Below are 14451 nucleotides of genomic sequence, written 5' to 3' on the forward strand. Positions count from 1 at the left end.
CCAATGATGAGCGGAGATCGTGCGGACGTTGGCCTCGGTATCTCTTTTTTCAGGAGCGAGTCCTTGACCAACTGGCTGTCGTGCTGGCTTCAAATGGAAATCTCGTGTCTGTTTGGATCTGCGTGGTCCGTGGGGTTGAGAGCCGAGCGCGCGGGCTTCAAACGGCCTTTTCGAGTGGTGTGGGCTACCGGGTCGTCAGCTTTCTGTGGGTGGATCAGTCGTGCTGCCCAGCCGGTACCGTGCGACCAGATCGGCTTGGAGGGAGTACTGAGCCGCGGAGGTGTACGGGGGCGATGAACCTCGGGGTGGCACGAGGCAATTCGGACGGGGTCCGGTTGGAGACGCGCATCCGTCTTGTGGCGCACGGCCTGGATCTGGTCGCAGCCCACTGTTGGAGTCCCGGATTCGCGAACCCCACGGGAATGCCGTTTTCCCTCAGGTTCTCCGTGCCGACGAGGTCCCGGAATCCAGCCCGGCCTTCGGGCGACCCAAAAACCCTGAAATGCGCCGCCCTAGTCCGGGGCGGAACGGGAACCTTCTTCGCGCCGCGCGACGGATGTACGATTCGGTAACCGAAACCCGCCGGATGCGGGTGATGCGCTGGAACGCGACGGATGGGGCCGGCCGGCGTCGGGGGCGGGTCGGCTCGGCGATCGTCGAGCAACACTGGCGGGTGCGGCTCCACCCGAGGAATGTCAGAAGCCGCAGACGTTTGCCGCGGTGCATTTCCGGCGGGCCGACGAGTTTTTCTGGGACCATCGGTTTGTGGCCTGTGACCCGAGCCGGACGGGGGCGGCGGTGATCTTGGATCGGCATCGGCTCCAAGGCGACAAGGAGAACTCACGGAAGGAAGTGTTGCGGCGACCGGACCTGCATCCTCCGCGCTGCGCCGAACTGAACGCCAACCGGATGTTCTGCGCGATTGCGGCGCTGGCCTCCAATGCAGGGATCGGGCTGAAGGTTCCGTACCTGCCGGACCGCTGTGAGCCCTGGCCGCTCGAGAGGCAGCTGCGGCAGGTGTTGCTGCTGCCGGCGGCGCGAGTGCGGCAGGCGCGGGTGCAGGTGCCGGCGGTGTGGCTGAGCGGATGGCATGCGGGGATGAGTCGCCGGTGCCGCAGCCGGAGGCGGGTCGACCCGCGGGGTGGCGGCGGGTCGGGCGGGGGCCGACCCACTCATTGGCGGTCCGGAAGCTCGGGCCCGGTGTCCGGGTGCGAAGGGAGTGTCGTGATGTGCGGCCAAAGTCTGCCCGGACAATCTTCGCACCTCGGGCTTTGGCCGGACCCGCCCTCGAACCGGGCGCTTTGGGCCCGTTGGAGGGATGAACTTGGGCCCTTGGGTGCCCCTTTGCGGGATGGACTTCGTTGGGCCGCCTTCCCCCACCAACATCAGAAACCGCGTCGAACTCCTCCGCCGAGGATTCGGGAGTTCGCGGAGCTCCGGACTTTTGAGGTTGCAGAACGGGGACGGCACTGTAATTTGATTGGGCTTTGGACGGTTCGAGAGCCGAAGATGAACGCTGAACTTTGCAAGCGAGCACTGGAAAAAGTCGGGGATCCGTACATCCTCGTCAACATCGTCTCCCGCCGGGTCCGGCAGTTGTTGTCGGGCTCAGGGGGGCTGAGTCGTCCCCTGGTCCCCAACGCGGAGAACCTGGGGGCGGCCGACGTGGCGCTGCTGGAGATTGCCGAGGGCAAACTGGGTTGGGAACTGCCCGAGCCCGAGGAATCCAGCCCGGTGGAGAAACCCCGGAAGCGCGTGCGTCGGACCTGAGGGCAGCGCCCCATCGGGGTGGGAGATGGCAACTGGCCAGAGGGGCAACCTTCTGGCAGTTGTAGTTTATGGAGCAGATCGTGGCCAATCCCACCGCCCGGCGTGACTACCACATTTTGGAGACCGTGGAGGCCGGGATTGTCCTGCGGGGCACCGAGGTGAAAGCCCTGCGCGAGAAGCGGGCCAACCTGCGGGACGCATACGCCGAGGTGCGCAACGGGGAGGTGTGGCTGCGCAATGCGCGGATCGAGGAGTATCGTCCGGGGGGCTGGTTGAATCACCCGCCCCAGGGGGACCGCAAGCTGTTGCTGCACAAAAACGAGATTCATCGGCTGGCGGGCCTGGCCGCGGTGAAAGGGCACACACTGATTCCGCTGGCCCTGTACTGGAAAAACGGTCGGGTGAAAGTGGCGCTGGCGGTGGCGCGCGGGAAGGCGCAGGTGGATCGGCGGGAAGAGATCAAGCGGCGGGAGACGGAGCGGGAACTTCGTCGGGCAATGAGCCGGCGCGACCGTCGGTCCGGTTCCTGAGCTCCGCAAGGTGATCTCCATGGCGAAGCCCCGCATCGGGAGTTGTCGTCGGTTGGGCAGACGGGGCGTGCGTGGGGCCTGTCCGTGGACGGATGGCCCCGGTGTGGAACCGTCCGAAAGGGATGCATGAAGGTTCTGGTCGCCATCACGGGAGCCAGCGGTGCGTTGTATGCACAACGGCTGTTGGACAATCTGGATCCCCGGCAGCACGAGATCCACGTGGTGTTGAGCCGGTACGCGCCGCAGGTCATCGAGGCGGAGCTGCCCGGAGGGTTGCGGTTGTCCGATGGCGTGCGCGTGCACAATCCGCGCAGCATGAACGCGCCGTTTGCCAGTGGGAGCAATCCGCCGGACGCGATGGTGGTGATTCCCTGCACGATGGGCACGTTGGGCCGGATCGCGCACGGTTACAGCGAGGACCTGTTGCTGCGGGCGGCGGATGTGGTGTTGAAGGAGCGGCGCAAGCTGATCCTGGTGCCGCGGGAAACCCCGCTGAACCTGGTCCACGTGCGCAACTTCGAGCTTTTGCTCCAGGCCGGGGCGGTGATCCTGCCGGCCAATCCCTCGTTTTACACCTGCCCGACGACGGTGGAGGCGGTGGTGGACACCGTGGTGGCGCGGGTGTTGGATCATCTCGGGGTACCGCATCATCTGGTGCCCCGTTGGGCTGAGGAGTTGGAGTGAACCGGGGAACCGAGTTTGTTCCGGTGGAGCCGGGATCTGCGACAGCCCCCGCGGGGGGGGCCGGGCGCCGGGGAGGTTTCCGGCCCTGGGCCGTGCTGCAGAAGTGGCTCTCGTTTGTGCGGTTTTCGCACACCATCTTTGCGTTGCCGTTTGCGCTGGCCGGTATGGCAGTGGCAGCGCGGGATCAGCAGGGATGGCCGGGCTGGCGCACGTTCCTGCTCATTCTGCTGGCCATGGTTTGCGCACGCACGTGTGCGATGGCGTTCAACCGGATTGTGGACCGCGACATCGACGCAAGGAACCCACGCACCGCGCATCGGCACCTGCCGACCGGGCAGATCCGGCTGCCCGCGGCCTGGGCGTTGTGGGCTCTGAGCGGAGCGGGGTTGGTGGCGACGAGCTGGTTCCTGAATCCGCTCTGCTTCGTTCTTTCGCCGGTGGCGCTGTTCGTGATCTGTTTCTACTCCGTCACGAAGCGGTTCACCCACTACACGCATCTGTTCCTGGGGGTGGCGCTGGGTTTGGCGCCGGTGGGGGCCTGGCTGGCGGTGAAAGGAGGTGACCTGACGGTCCTCGACGGGCTGCGGATGGTCGTGCTGGCGGCGGCGGTGGTGTTTTGGGTGGCCGGGTTCGATGTGATTTACTCGCTTCAAGATTACGAATTTGACCGGCGGCACGGACTGCATTCGCTGCCGGTGGCCTGGGGACCCAGGAACGCGCTCACCGCAGCTTTCCTGAGTCACATGCTCATGCTCGGGTTGCTGCTGTTGTTCGGGCTGCTCTGCCGATTCCGTCTGGCGTATCTGGTGGGCTGGTTTCTGATCCTGCTTTGCGTGCTGTTGGAACACTGGATAGCGCGGCGGCGGAGTTTGAACTGGGTTCAGACGGCGTTCTTCCGCCTCAACGCACTGATCAGCGTGGTCTTCCTGGTCGTAACGTTGGCAGAAGTGGTTTTTGAAGGGGGCTTCCGGTTGCGCTTGTAGGGCGGGCAGCGAAGGGTGCCAGAGAGGGCCCGGCTCGGGCGCCGGTCCCGGTCAAAAGACACGGTGTGCTTTCAGCAATCGACGCACCGACCGGATGCGGGGCGGGCAACGCGACCCTTTCTCCGGTGGGTTTGGACGTTTGCCCGGAGGGTCCGTGTGAGTCGGGCCGGGCGCGGCCTTCACGTTTGAGCCGTCCCCATGTCCCGGGGAACGCCGACCGCAGCAATGAAGCGGGGAGGACTGCGCCTCAGCGGGAGGCCGGTTCAAGATTCAAAACAGGCGCGGCCCGGTTGACAGGAGTTCTTGTGAACCGGCAACTGGTCGGGTCCCACCACCGTCTGGGTCAGGTTGCACCAGAAATGGCAGGGGGCAGCCTGTTCCAGCTCGGGATCGCTGAAGGCATCGTCCGGCACGGCCTCGATGTAAAGCTTTTTGGTGCGCAGATGCTGGCAGACGGGATTCATGGCGCTAGCCTCGGAGTTGAAGCAGGGTCCGGCGGATCAGGGCCCGGGCCATGGGGATTTTGTAGGCGTTGTGTTCCTGGGGCTGGGCCCCGGCCAGCAAAAGGTCCGCCACCTGATCCGCGGTGGCCTCGTCGAGGTTCTTGCCCTCCAGGAACTGGTTGGCCGCCGTCACCTGGTGGGGCACGGGCGATACACAGCCCAGGGCGATCCGGGCATTGTGGATTCGGCCGTTTTCGATTCGGGCCGCCGCCGCACAACTGACGAGGGCCCAGTCGAAGCTGTGTTTGTCGCTGATCTGCAGGTAGGCGCTGCGCGGACGGACAGTGGGGATTTCCACACGCAGCAACAGGTCGCCCGGTCGCAGCGAGTGATGGGCGGTGGGGTTGTCCCAGGCCAGCTCGTAGAGTTCGGCCATGGTCATGCGACGTTCCTGACCGTCGCGCCAGACCACCGCCGTGGCGTCCAACGCCGTCAGCGCGATGGCCAGATTCGAGACCACCGGACTGATGCAGACGTTGCCGGTGAACAGGGCGTGGTAACGGTTGTCGCCCTCGAGGGCGTAACAGATTCGGCCCCGCTTCTTAAGGCACTGGATGTCGCGATGCCGGTAGTACCAGCAACGGGAGTGCTGGGCCAGGTTGCCCCCCAGCGTGGCCACGTTCCGGATCTGCTGCGAACCGACCTCGGCGGCGGCCTGATGGAGTCCGGGAAAGACCCTGCGGATTTCCGGGTGATCCTCGATTTGGGCAATGGTCACCAGGGCGCCGATCCGCCAGGTTTGAGGTCCGGGCTCGATGCGGTTGAGTCCCGGGATGGCCTTGATGTTGACGAGGCGTGAGGCCTCGGTGATGTCGTCCTTGAGCCGGCCCAGCAGGTCGTTCCCGCCGGCGAGGTAGTGACCGTTGGCGCCGGCCAACTGACGCGCGCTTTCGACGGTGAGAGCGGTGGCGTATTCAAACGGTTTCATGCGGCAGAGGATTTGGGAGCGGGGATTTTGCCCAGGGCAGCCAGGACTTTCCGGGGCGTGATGGGCAGGCTGGGCACCCGCACGCCCAACGCATTGGCCACGGCGTTGGCAATGGCAGCCGCGGTCGGGATGTGGACGGGCTCGCCCAGTCCGATGACGCCGCGCTCGGGCATGTTGAGCAGGACGATGTCGATCTCCGGAACATCGGCCAGGCCGGGGAGCTTGTACGTCTCGTAGTTGGGGTTCAGGACCACGCCGGTCTGCCAGTCCATCACCCGTTCTTCGTACAGGGCAAAGCCGATGCCCATGATCACGCCGCCGTTGACCTGGCTTTCCGCAGTCAGGGGATCCACGACCAGACCACAGTCCTGGACCACGACGATCTTCTTGACCGTGACCAGCCCTGTTTCCGTGTCCACGGCGACCTCGGCGAACTGAACGCCGCCGACGCCGCTGGAGGAAAGGCCTTCGCGCCATTGCCCCTGCACGACCAGGGGCGTCACGCCGAGCTTCTTGCAGGCGGCACGCCAGTTCTCGCCGCGGGCATCGGGTACACCGGTCTGCTTTTGCAATTGTTCAAGGGCGCGGGTGCAGGCGTCGAACACCGTGGGGGCCACCGACGGGCTGGTGACACTGCCGCCGCTGCCGGGCCCCGGCGGGAAACGCGTGTCTCCGAATTTGACCGTGATTTGTTCAGGCTTGAGGCCCAGGACTTCCGCGGCGACGACCGCGGCCACGGTGCGGGTTCCGGTGCCGATGTCCTGGACCCCGAGGCGGACCTCGACCGAGCCGTCCGGGTTGATTTGCACCTCGCCCTGGGTACGGCGGCTGCCCCCGCCGCCCCAGGTGGCACTGGCCACACCGACGCCCACTTTGACCGGCCCGGGCGAACTGCCGGGCTTGCGGTATTTCTCCTTCCACCCGAAACGCTCGGCGCCGATGCGGTATTCGCGCTGGCGGATTTCGCTGGGATCATTCTTGATGCGCAGCTCCAGCGGGTCCATGCCCAGTTTGACCGCCAGGTCGTCCATGGCCGATTCCATGCCGAACGAGGCGACCGGGTGTCCGGGCGCGCGAAAGGCGCGGGCGGATCCGGCATTGATGGCCACGGTGGTTTGTTTGATGCGGCGATTGGGCACGCGGTAGATGTAGGGCATCGGCAGGTCCGCTCCGCCGCCACCGCCCTCCGTGGCCTGACCGGCGCCCACCCCGGCCGTACCATAATTTTCGTACTCGAAGGCGTGCAGTGTACCGTCCGCTTTCGCGCCGAGCTTGATGCGTTGAAAACTGGAGGGCCGGTTGCCCACGGCCAGGGCTTCTTCGAACCGCGACAACATCAGTTTGACCGGCGCACCCGCCTCCCTGGCCAGACGGGCCGCCAGAATCCCCTCCACGCCGGGGCCGAACTTGGAACCAAAACCGCCCCCCATGTGTTCGGTGATGACCCGCACCTTGCTCTGATCGACGCGCAGGGCGCCGGCCAGACCGTCGCGAACGCTGAAAATGCCCTGGGTGGAAGCCCAGGCAGTGATGCCCTCGTCGTTCCAGAGGACGGTGCAGCCGTGGGTTTCCATGGGGTGATGCAGCTGGACGGCCGTGGTGTAGAAGCCCTCAATGACGGCGGCGCACTCGGCAAAGGCTGCATCCACGTTGCCCGTTTCCTGGACGCGGGGCGGCGGTGCGTTGGGTGCCTGTTCCCACACACGCGGGGCATCCGGCTTGCGTGCGTCCTCTTCCCGCACCACAAAAGGCAGAGGTTCGGCCTCGATTTCGATGGCCCGCAGGGCGTCTTCGCATGCCTGCCGGCTTACGCCGGCCACCGCGGCCAGTTCTTCTCCGTAATAGCGCACGATGCGGGGGCCGTCCTGGACGGCCACGGCGGCCTTGATGCCGGGCATCTTGCGCGCCTTGTCCAGGTTGATGCGGAGGATCCGCGCCGCCGGCCATTTCGAGCGGAGGATCATGCCGATCAGCAGGCCCTCCAGCTGGACGTCCGATGTGTAACGCGCCTGGCCGGTTACCTTGGCCGGGCCGTCCACGCGCGGCACACGGGTGCCGAGCACCTTGGGTTGAGCAGGCCACTCAGACATGGGAAATCACCTCCGTGCGGGTCATGGACACCGGGCGAACTCCGGCAGCGATCAAAGCCGCCTCCAACACACGTGGATGGGTGCCGCAGCGGCAGACGTTGCCGGCGCACGCGTGCAGTACATCGTCCACGGTGGGTTTGGGTTTCTTGCGCAACAGGGCCGACACGCTCATGACAAAGCCGGGCGTGCAATAGCCACACTGCAGGGCGTCGCGCTCGACGAAGGCCTGCTGCACGGGGGTCAGCCGGCCGTCCGGCGTGAGGCCTTCCACGGTGGTAATCTCATGCCCCTGGGCGTCGATGGCCAGCTTTTGGCAGGCGTAAATGGCCACGCCGTCCAACCAGACCGTGCAGGCGCCGCAGGCGGCGCGGTCGCAACCCTCCTTGGGGCCCGTCAGGCCCAGATGATTTCGCAGCGCATCCAGCAGGGTCACGCGGGGCTCCAGCTCGAGCCGATGGGTCTTTCCGTTGACCTTGAGCGTCACCGGGACGGGACCGGGCCCGAGGACCTTTTCCGCATTGAGCTTTTGCAGCTCCTGGGCGACGGATTCGGCCTGCGCGGCCGCGGCGGCCACTGCCGTGGTGCCCAGACCTTTGAAAAAGTCGCGTCGGGACAGCCGGCCGGTTGAGGAGGCGTCAGTAGGTTTCATAGTCCTGGTTCGTCAACCAGCCCTTGATTAGACCGAAGAGGAACCCCTGTCAAGCAACCTAAAGCGAGCAAGCCCGTTCTTGGTGGCCGTGAGGGTTTCGCGGGCGAGGGTGGAACGGTGACCCGGAAGAGGCCCCCGCGCGGTCGGAGGGATTCCGGAACTGGACGGTGCTACGGGCCTGGTGGTGTTGCCGGTACGGCGGGCCTTCCGACGTGTTTCGTGGGTGCGGTCGATTCCCGGCTGGTTTGGCCCCGCGGTTTCGGTTCTGTGTGAAGGCTTCGGTGGCGAACGAACGCCTCCTGGCTCCGGGGGCCGACGCGAGGTGTTGCCGGCCTTGACCCGGACCACACCGTCTCGAAACAAACGCGAGGCAATGGTCGCCGGTCACGCGTGTGACCCTGCGGAGGCGACTGCCGGGCGATTGCCACGGCCCGGGGGACAGCCGTGCGGCTTTGCCCTACAGGGCCAGGAGCTTCCGACACGCCGCGCGCAACCGGGCCAGGTTGCGCTCGGAACGCGCCTCGAGGTAACAGCGGACCATCGGCTCGGTACCGCTGGCCCGGAACGCCACCCATTCCTGGTTGGGCAAAAGGAACTTGTAGCCGTCGGTGGTGATGAACTGCTCCACCTTGAACGGGCCGATGCGGTCCAGGCCACTGGCCAGACGCTTCAGGATGGCATCCTTTTGCTCGGGGACGATGCGGATGTTCAGGCGCTCGGTGTAGAACGGGCCGGTTTGCTTCTCCAGGGCGGCGAGGATTCGGCCCAGGGATCGTTTTTCCGTGGCCACCAACTCGGCCATGAGCAAGCAGGCCAGGATGCCGTCCTTTTCCGGCACGTGTCCCTGGATGCTGAGCCCGCCGGACTCCTCTCCGCCCACGATGACCGGCTCGGATTCCATCACCGCGCCGATGTATTTGAAGCCGACGGGGGTTTCGCGCACGGGCACGCCGAACAGGGCCGCCACGGCATCCACCTGGTGGCTGGTGGGGACCGACCGGACCACGCAACCCTTCCAGCCGCGATTCCTGACCAGGTGATAAAGCGTCAGGACCAACACTTGATTGGGCGTCAGCCATCGGCCGTCCGCGTCCACGACCCCGAACCGGTCGGCGTCGCCGTCGGTCCCCAGCCCCAAATGCGCCCGGGTCTTTCGCACGAGTGCGGCGGCCTCGGCCATCCCGGCGGCGTCGGGCTCGGGATGATGCCCGCCGAAGAGCGGGTCGGGTCGTTCATTCAAGACCGTGACCTGAGCCCCCGCCTCTTGCAGCAGTTTGTCCAGGTACCCGCGGCCGGTACCGTGACAGACGTTGACGATGACCTTGAGTCGCGCGCGGCGGATGACATCGAACTGCACCAGGCGCCGGAGATGACGCACATAAGCCGGCTGGGGATCGAAGGTCGGGCACCGGTAGGTGCCGATGACCGCGCCACGGAACGTCCAGCCCTCGGCCTGGCGTCGCGCGATCGCTTCCTCGATCTGGCGGGTGATCTCCGGCGGGGCCGGAGCGCCATTGGCCGGGGAGAACTTCAACCCCTGATACTCGGCGGGGTTGTGGCTGGCGGTGAAGTTGATGCCGCCGAGGGCCCGGCGTTTGCGAATGGTGTAGGCCACGACGGGCGTCGGGGTGTCGCGGTTGCACAGCAAGGGTTGCAACTCGTTGGCGGCCAGGACCTCCGCTGCCGCCAGGGCGAACTCCCGACCCAGGAAGCGGGTGTCGTAAGCCAGGATGACCACGGGCTTGCGCCGGGACAGCGCCGATCCTTCCCGCTTGCGCTCCGCGTTCAGATAATCCGCGATGCCCTGGGTGGCCAGGCGCACATTGTCAAAGGTAAAGTCCTGGGCGATGATGCCGCGCCAACCACTGGTACCGAACTTAATCGGTGTTGTCATAGCCTTGTTGCCTGACATCGTGCGGAACCAGAAAGGGAGTCTCCGACAGGGATGCCCGTTGCGCCGCGTCCGGGGCCTGCCGCGGACGGGTTATGTTTGCCAGTCAAACCCACGTTTTTTGATCTCGTAGAGCAGGCCCACGCCCAGAAAACCCAGGAAAGGCAGAATCCCGCCGAACACCAGGGCGCGTGTGGCGGGATCGCTCAACATCTCCCGGTACACCACCGCCCACGGGTAGAGAAAGACCACCTCGATGTCGAACAGGATGAACAACATCGCCACGAGATAAAACCGAATGCTCACCCGACCCGGCCCGGAACCGGCCGGGATCATGCCGCATTCGTAGGCCGTGTCCTTGATCCGGGTGCGTCGCGCCCGTTTCCCCAGAAGAAACGACAGCACGATCATGCCCCCGACGGCGGTGACCGCGAGCACCAACAGAACCAGGACGCCCCAGTATTGCTCAAATTGCGACCCAGCGCTCATTTGCGCGCAAAACTAAGGCCAGTGACGCGTGGCTGGCAAGTTTGGCGGCCGCAGCAGCGCCCGGGATCAGTGACCCGCCCGGCCGGCGCACGCGCAACGTTGCCGCCGCGAGGCCCCCGGAGGGTCGAAGCCCCTTTCGCGTCGGGCAGCGAGAGCTGCGCCGCCGAGCGCGGGGCCGGTTTTCATCAAAACCGCCCGGCTTTCAGACCGTGCGGGGAGGGGACAACCGCTTGTCCACAGTTTCTCCCGACGTCACTTCAACTCATCTGCGCCGGGGCTTCCCCTGTTGCGGCCTCCTGCAAGCCGCCGAAACCGTGGGACGATACCGCAACGAGCCCGGGTCCTGCATCTGCGCAAGTGCCAGCGGACCGTCGGAGGTCCCGGCAGGAGCCTGCTGAGGTCACGGGCGGGACGGTCAAATGGCGCCGGCAGGACTCCGGTGGATTCGGAGTCCTGTCCCCCGACCCGGCCCCGGCCCCCGGTTGGATCAGGGCGGCAGGATTGACAGCAAGGCACCAGGGCCCGGATGATGAGGCCCATGAGCGAAATCATCTATCCGCGCAGTCCCCGTGAGGTGATGGACGGGTGGATGCATCTGCCCCGGTACATCGACAAGATCCGGCTGTTTCTGGCCGGGCGGCTGCACCCGGATTACCTGCCCAACCTGGGCAAGGGCTTCGACGGCCTGTGGCTGAAGTATGCGGGCCTGACGCACGAGCAGATGGTGGAGGTGGTGAAGAATTCGATCATTGACGGGCAGGTCTGCGACTGGGTGCGACAACACGTGAAGGTGCCGCCAGAAGTCAAGGAGGCGCATCGGCAGGAAATGCTCAGTTACCCGAAACCGGACGATGCCGAGGGCCAGGCCCGGTTGCGTTGGCGCAAGGAACAGGCCGGGCTCGCGCATCGGGATGACATTCGGACCTTTGTGGATTTCATTGACGCCGATGAGAAGCGCATTTGAGGGCGTCGTGGAGCCGTGGATGTGAATCCCTGGACCGATCGGCATCTGTTTCTGCTGGCCGTGGTCGCCTACGGGCTGGCCACGGTGTATTCGGTGTTCCTCTGGCGCCGCGGGTTCCGCCGGGACGACTGGATCAACTACGGCTTGATGGCGGCGGGTTTTGTCGCGCACACGTGGGCTTTGCTGGAGCGGGGTCTGAGTTTGCAGCACTGCCCGGTGCGCAATCTTTACGAGGCCACCATGTTCGTGGGTTGGAGTCTGATGGTGGCATACCTGGGGCTGGGACTGTGGCCCCGGATGCGATCGGTGGGGGCGCTGGTGGCACCGCTGCAACTGGCGCTGGGAGTCTTTGCCCTGATGCCGGCGCTCGACACGCCTTCGGGCCCGGTGTTGCAGGCCAACCGGGCCCTGGAAAGCATGCACGCGGCCCTGGCACTGCTGGCTTATGGCGCCTTTGGACTGGGGGCGGCTGCGGCGGGGCTGTACCTGATGCAGGCCCATGATTTGAAGTGGCACAAGCTGCGCGCTCTGATGGCGCGGCTGCCGCCCATCGAGCGTCTGGAACTCGTGGCGCGGCGCCTGGCACAAACGGGCTGGGGGCTTTTGACCGTGTCGCTCCTGCTGGGCAGTCGTTTGACGCCGCCGCCGGGCACCCGGTTGGCCGGCGATCCCAAGGTCGTGTGGTCCGCGGTCCTGTGGGCAGCGTATGCCGCGCTGTTGCTCTGGCATTGGCGCGGACTTTCCTCGCGGCGGTTTGCGTGGGGGTTGGTGGGCGTCTTCGGCTTCGTGCTGCTGACGTTCTGGGGGACGAACCTGCTGTCCCCGCTGCATCATCCGTAGAGGGCGGGGAGATCCTTGCGCATGGGCATCCTGGTCATCGGCATCAATCATCGCACCGCCCCGGTGGCACTCCGCGAGCGACTGGCCTTTGCCGAGGCGCGGATCCCGGCCGCCCTGCAAACGTTGCGCGAAACGGGCGTGGCCGAGGAGGCCGTGATCCTCAGCACGTGCAACCGGGTGGAGATTTACGTGGCCACCCGGCTGCCCGCGGAACTCGCCTTCGACGACCTGGAGGAGTTTCTGCATCGCTGCCATGACTATCACGATCCCTTGACCGACCACCTCTACCGCTACACCGAGCCGCAGAGCGTGGAACATCTGTTCCGGGTCGCGTGCGGGCTGGACTCGATGGTGCTGGGAGAGACGGAAATCCTGGGTCAATTGAAACAGGCTTACGAGCTGGCCCGACAGCGCGGGTTCACCGGACCGCGTCTCAACAAGGCGTTTCAACGCGCGTTTCACGTGGCCAAGCAGATTCGCACCGAAACCCAGATTCAGCGGGGGAGCACCTCGGTGGCCGCCGTGGCCGTCGAGCTGGCCGAACGGCTGTTCAGTTCCCTGCGGGATCGCACCGTGCTGGTCATCGGCGCCGGCGACACCAGTGAAAAAGTGGCGCGTGCGCTGGTGTCACGCGGAGTCACGCGTGTTTGGGTCACCAATCGCACCCCGGAACGTGCCGAGGCCCTGGCCCAGAGCCTGGGCGGCAGGGCGATTCGGTTCGAAGAGTGGCCCGAGGCCTTTCCCCAGGTGGACATCGTCATCAGCAGCACCGCCTCGCCGCATTACCTGTTGGATCGCCCGCGCCTGGAGGCGTGGATGCGACAACGGCCGCGGCGACCCTTGTTGCTGGTGGACATCGCCGTGCCCCGGGACATCGACCCGGCGGTCAACGAGCTGGACGATGTGTACCTGTACAACGTGGACGACTTGCAGTGCATTGCGGATGACTATCTCCGACAGCGCCAGGCCGAAGTTGCTCGCTGCGAAGCCATCATCCGCGAAAAGGTGCGCGCCCTGCTCGATCCCCCGCCGCGCCCATCCACGCCGGGCGACCCGGCCCCCTCCCATGCCTGACGCGTCTCGTCCCATCCTGGTGGCCACTCGCGGCAGTGCCCTGGCCCTGGCACAGGCTCACGCGGTGCTGGCCCAGTGCCGGGCCGCGTTTCCGCGGCTCCGGTTCGAACTCAAAATCATCAAGACCACCGGGGACAAACTTCAGACCGCCTCCCTGGCCCAGTCCGGACGTTCCCTGCCCAAGGGTCTTTTCACAAAGGAACTGGAAGTAGCGTTGCTCAAGGGCAGGGCCGACCTGGCCGTCCACAGTCTCAAGGACCTGCCCACGGAGTTGCCGGCCGGATTGAAACTGGGCGCAGTCACACGGAGAGCAGATGTACGCGATGTACTCGTGTACCGGGACGGCGCCTACTTTGCGAGTTTGGCGCAACGCCCTGCGGAGGAATGGGTGCCGGGCCAGGCGGCGCTGCGCGGCTGGGGACCGAATCTGCGACTGACCGATCTGCCGGCAGGGGCGGTCATCGGCACCAGCAGCACCCGACGGCAGGCGCAACTGCGGGCGTTGCATCCGGGGCTGAAGTTCGTCGAGCTGCGCGGCAACGTGCCCACGCGGTTGGAGAAACTGGCCACCCGCGACAGTCTCGACGCCACCGTCCTGGCCCTGGCCGGATTGAGCCGGCTGAACTTTCAGATCACGGCCGAGGGCCGACTCGTTGGGGACGCCGTTCCGGAGGGATTGCGGGCGGTGATTTTGCCGCTGGAGCTGATGTTGCCCTGTGTGGGCCAAGGGGCGGTGGGCCTGGAAATCCGCGCGGACGACGAACGCATGGAGGCCATCTGCGCCCAGCTCAATCACTACAACACCTTCCAGGCCGTAACTGCGGAACGTGCGTTGCTCCGGGCCATGGGGGGCGGCTGCCAGAGCCCCGTGGCCGCGTATGCCGAGGCCGAGGGCGATCGGCTCCGCTTGCGCGCGATCTCCTTTGTGGAAGGGGTGCGCCGGGCAGAAGCCGTGGGATCCATCAAGGAACCGGTGCCCCTGGGGGAAACCGTGGCGGCTCGGCTCAAGGAACCGACCGGGTGCACGGGCTGAGGGAGGTCGCACGGACGCGCGTG

At 65.9% G+C, this 14451-nt stretch carries 14 protein-coding genes; 8 read left to right on the forward strand and 6 right to left on the reverse strand.

Annotated elements, in window-relative coordinates:
• The first annotated feature begins 1509 nt into the window (after positions 1–1509).
• From ACPDIT_RS04880 to ACPDIT_RS04895, 4 genes are all read left to right on the forward strand, one after another.
• Complete coding sequence (locus tag ACPDIT_RS04880; RefSeq protein ID WP_423442050.1) at positions 1510–1770, forward strand: DNA-directed RNA polymerase subunit omega; 261 nt, start codon at positions 1510–1512, stop codon at positions 1768–1770.
• A 68-nt stretch (positions 1771–1838) separates the two neighbouring features.
• A complete protein-coding gene (smpB, locus tag ACPDIT_RS04885; protein ID WP_423442051.1) occupies positions 1839–2300 on the forward strand; it encodes an SsrA-binding protein SmpB in 462 nt (153 codons plus the stop codon).
• A gap of 126 nt (positions 2301–2426) precedes the next feature.
• Positions 2427–2984, forward strand: coding sequence for a UbiX family flavin prenyltransferase (locus ACPDIT_RS04890; protein ID WP_423442052.1), 558 nt, complete (start codon positions 2427–2429; stop codon positions 2982–2984).
• A 92-nt stretch (positions 2985–3076) separates the two neighbouring features.
• The gene (locus ACPDIT_RS04895) at positions 3077–3967 is read left to right on the forward strand and encodes a UbiA-like polyprenyltransferase (RefSeq protein WP_423442053.1); all 891 of its coding nucleotides are present in this window, start codon (positions 3077–3079) and stop codon (positions 3965–3967) included.
• A 263-nt stretch (positions 3968–4230) separates the two neighbouring features.
• On the opposite strand, the gene ACPDIT_RS04900 is transcribed toward ACPDIT_RS04895, so the two are convergent.
• From ACPDIT_RS04900 to ACPDIT_RS04925, 6 genes are all read right to left on the reverse strand, one after another.
• A complete protein-coding gene (locus tag ACPDIT_RS04900) occupies positions 4231–4431 on the reverse strand; it encodes a hypothetical protein (protein ID WP_423442054.1) in 201 nt (66 codons plus the stop codon).
• Between the two features lie 4 nt (positions 4432–4435).
• Positions 4436–5398, reverse strand: coding sequence for an FAD binding domain-containing protein (locus ACPDIT_RS04905; protein WP_423442055.1), 963 nt, complete (start codon positions 5396–5398; stop codon positions 4436–4438).
• The gene (locus ACPDIT_RS04910; RefSeq protein WP_423442056.1) at positions 5395–7488 is read right to left on the reverse strand and encodes a xanthine dehydrogenase family protein molybdopterin-binding subunit; all 2094 of its coding nucleotides are present in this window, start codon (positions 7486–7488) and stop codon (positions 5395–5397) included. Before ACPDIT_RS04910 ends, ACPDIT_RS04905 begins: the two co-directional genes overlap by 4 nt.
• Positions 7481–8137 carry a (2Fe-2S)-binding protein gene (locus tag ACPDIT_RS04915; protein ID WP_423442057.1) on the reverse strand — a complete coding sequence of 219 codons (657 nt, stop codon included), beginning with the start codon at positions 8135–8137 and terminating at the stop codon, positions 7481–7483. Before ACPDIT_RS04915 ends, ACPDIT_RS04910 begins: the two co-directional genes overlap by 8 nt.
• Before the next feature lie 457 nt (positions 8138–8594).
• Positions 8595–10031 carry a phosphoglucomutase/phosphomannomutase family protein gene (locus ACPDIT_RS04920; RefSeq protein WP_423442058.1) on the reverse strand — a complete coding sequence of 479 codons (1437 nt, stop codon included), beginning with the start codon at positions 10029–10031 and terminating at the stop codon, positions 8595–8597.
• Positions 10032–10121: 90 nt separating this feature from the next.
• Positions 10122–10517 (reverse strand): NADH-quinone oxidoreductase subunit A, encoded by a 396-nt coding sequence (locus ACPDIT_RS04925; protein ID WP_423442059.1) that lies wholly within the window; start codon positions 10515–10517, stop codon positions 10122–10124.
• 538 nt (positions 10518–11055) lie between these two features.
• Here ACPDIT_RS04925 and ACPDIT_RS04930 point away from each other — a divergent pair.
• From ACPDIT_RS04930 to hemC, 4 genes are read left to right on the forward strand one after another with little or no spacing between them, the layout of a single operon-like run.
• Positions 11056–11481, forward strand: coding sequence for a DUF5069 domain-containing protein (locus ACPDIT_RS04930; RefSeq protein ID WP_423442060.1), 426 nt, complete (start codon positions 11056–11058; stop codon positions 11479–11481).
• A gap of 21 nt (positions 11482–11502) precedes the next feature.
• Positions 11503–12321 carry a cytochrome c biogenesis protein CcsA gene (gene ccsA, locus ACPDIT_RS04935; protein WP_423442061.1) on the forward strand — a complete coding sequence of 273 codons (819 nt, stop codon included), beginning with the start codon at positions 11503–11505 and terminating at the stop codon, positions 12319–12321.
• A 21-nt stretch (positions 12322–12342) separates the two neighbouring features.
• A complete protein-coding gene (gene hemA, locus ACPDIT_RS04940) occupies positions 12343–13395 on the forward strand; it encodes a glutamyl-tRNA reductase (protein ID WP_423442062.1) in 1053 nt (350 codons plus the stop codon).
• On the forward strand, positions 13388–14428 hold the full coding sequence (hemC, locus tag ACPDIT_RS04945) for a hydroxymethylbilane synthase (RefSeq protein WP_423442063.1): 1041 nt from the start codon (positions 13388–13390) through the stop codon (positions 14426–14428). Before hemA ends, hemC begins: the two co-directional genes overlap by 8 nt.
• Positions 14429–14451: the final 23 nt, after the last annotated feature.

It is taken from the genome of Limisphaera sp. VF-2 (genome assembly GCF_049537125.1).
Lineage (GTDB): Bacteria > Verrucomicrobiota > Verrucomicrobiia > Limisphaerales > Limisphaeraceae > Limisphaera.

Bases quoted from the DNA above. Each gene is read 5' to 3' on its own strand.
- smpB (WP_423442051.1), top strand. From the start codon at position 1,839: ATGGAGCAGATCGTGGCCAATCCCACCGCCCGGCGTGACTACCACATT.
- ACPDIT_RS04920 (WP_423442058.1), bottom strand. From the start codon at position 10,031: ATGACAACACCGATTAAGTTCGGTACCAGTGGTTGGCGCGGCATCATC.
- ACPDIT_RS04910 (WP_423442056.1), bottom strand. From the start codon at position 7,488: ATGTCTGAGTGGCCTGCTCAACCCAAGGTGCTCGGCACCCGTGTGCCG.
- hemC (WP_423442063.1), top strand. From the start codon at position 13,388: ATGCCTGACGCGTCTCGTCCCATCCTGGTGGCCACTCGCGGCAGTGCC.
- ACPDIT_RS04925 (WP_423442059.1), bottom strand. From the start codon at position 10,517: ATGAGCGCTGGGTCGCAATTTGAGCAATACTGGGGCGTCCTGGTTCTG.
- ACPDIT_RS04890 (WP_423442052.1), top strand. From the start codon at position 2,427: ATGAAGGTTCTGGTCGCCATCACGGGAGCCAGCGGTGCGTTGTATGCA.
- ACPDIT_RS04930 (WP_423442060.1), top strand. From the start codon at position 11,056: ATGAGCGAAATCATCTATCCGCGCAGTCCCCGTGAGGTGATGGACGGG.
- hemA (WP_423442062.1), top strand. From the start codon at position 12,343: ATGGGCATCCTGGTCATCGGCATCAATCATCGCACCGCCCCGGTGGCA.
- ACPDIT_RS04915 (WP_423442057.1), bottom strand. From the start codon at position 8,137: ATGAAACCTACTGACGCCTCCTCAACCGGCCGGCTGTCCCGACGCGAC.
- ACPDIT_RS04905 (WP_423442055.1), bottom strand. From the start codon at position 5,398: ATGAAACCGTTTGAATACGCCACCGCTCTCACCGTCGAAAGCGCGCGT.
- ACPDIT_RS04880 (WP_423442050.1), top strand. From the start codon at position 1,510: ATGAACGCTGAACTTTGCAAGCGAGCACTGGAAAAAGTCGGGGATCCG.
- ACPDIT_RS04900 (WP_423442054.1), bottom strand. From the start codon at position 4,431: ATGAATCCCGTCTGCCAGCATCTGCGCACCAAAAAGCTTTACATCGAG.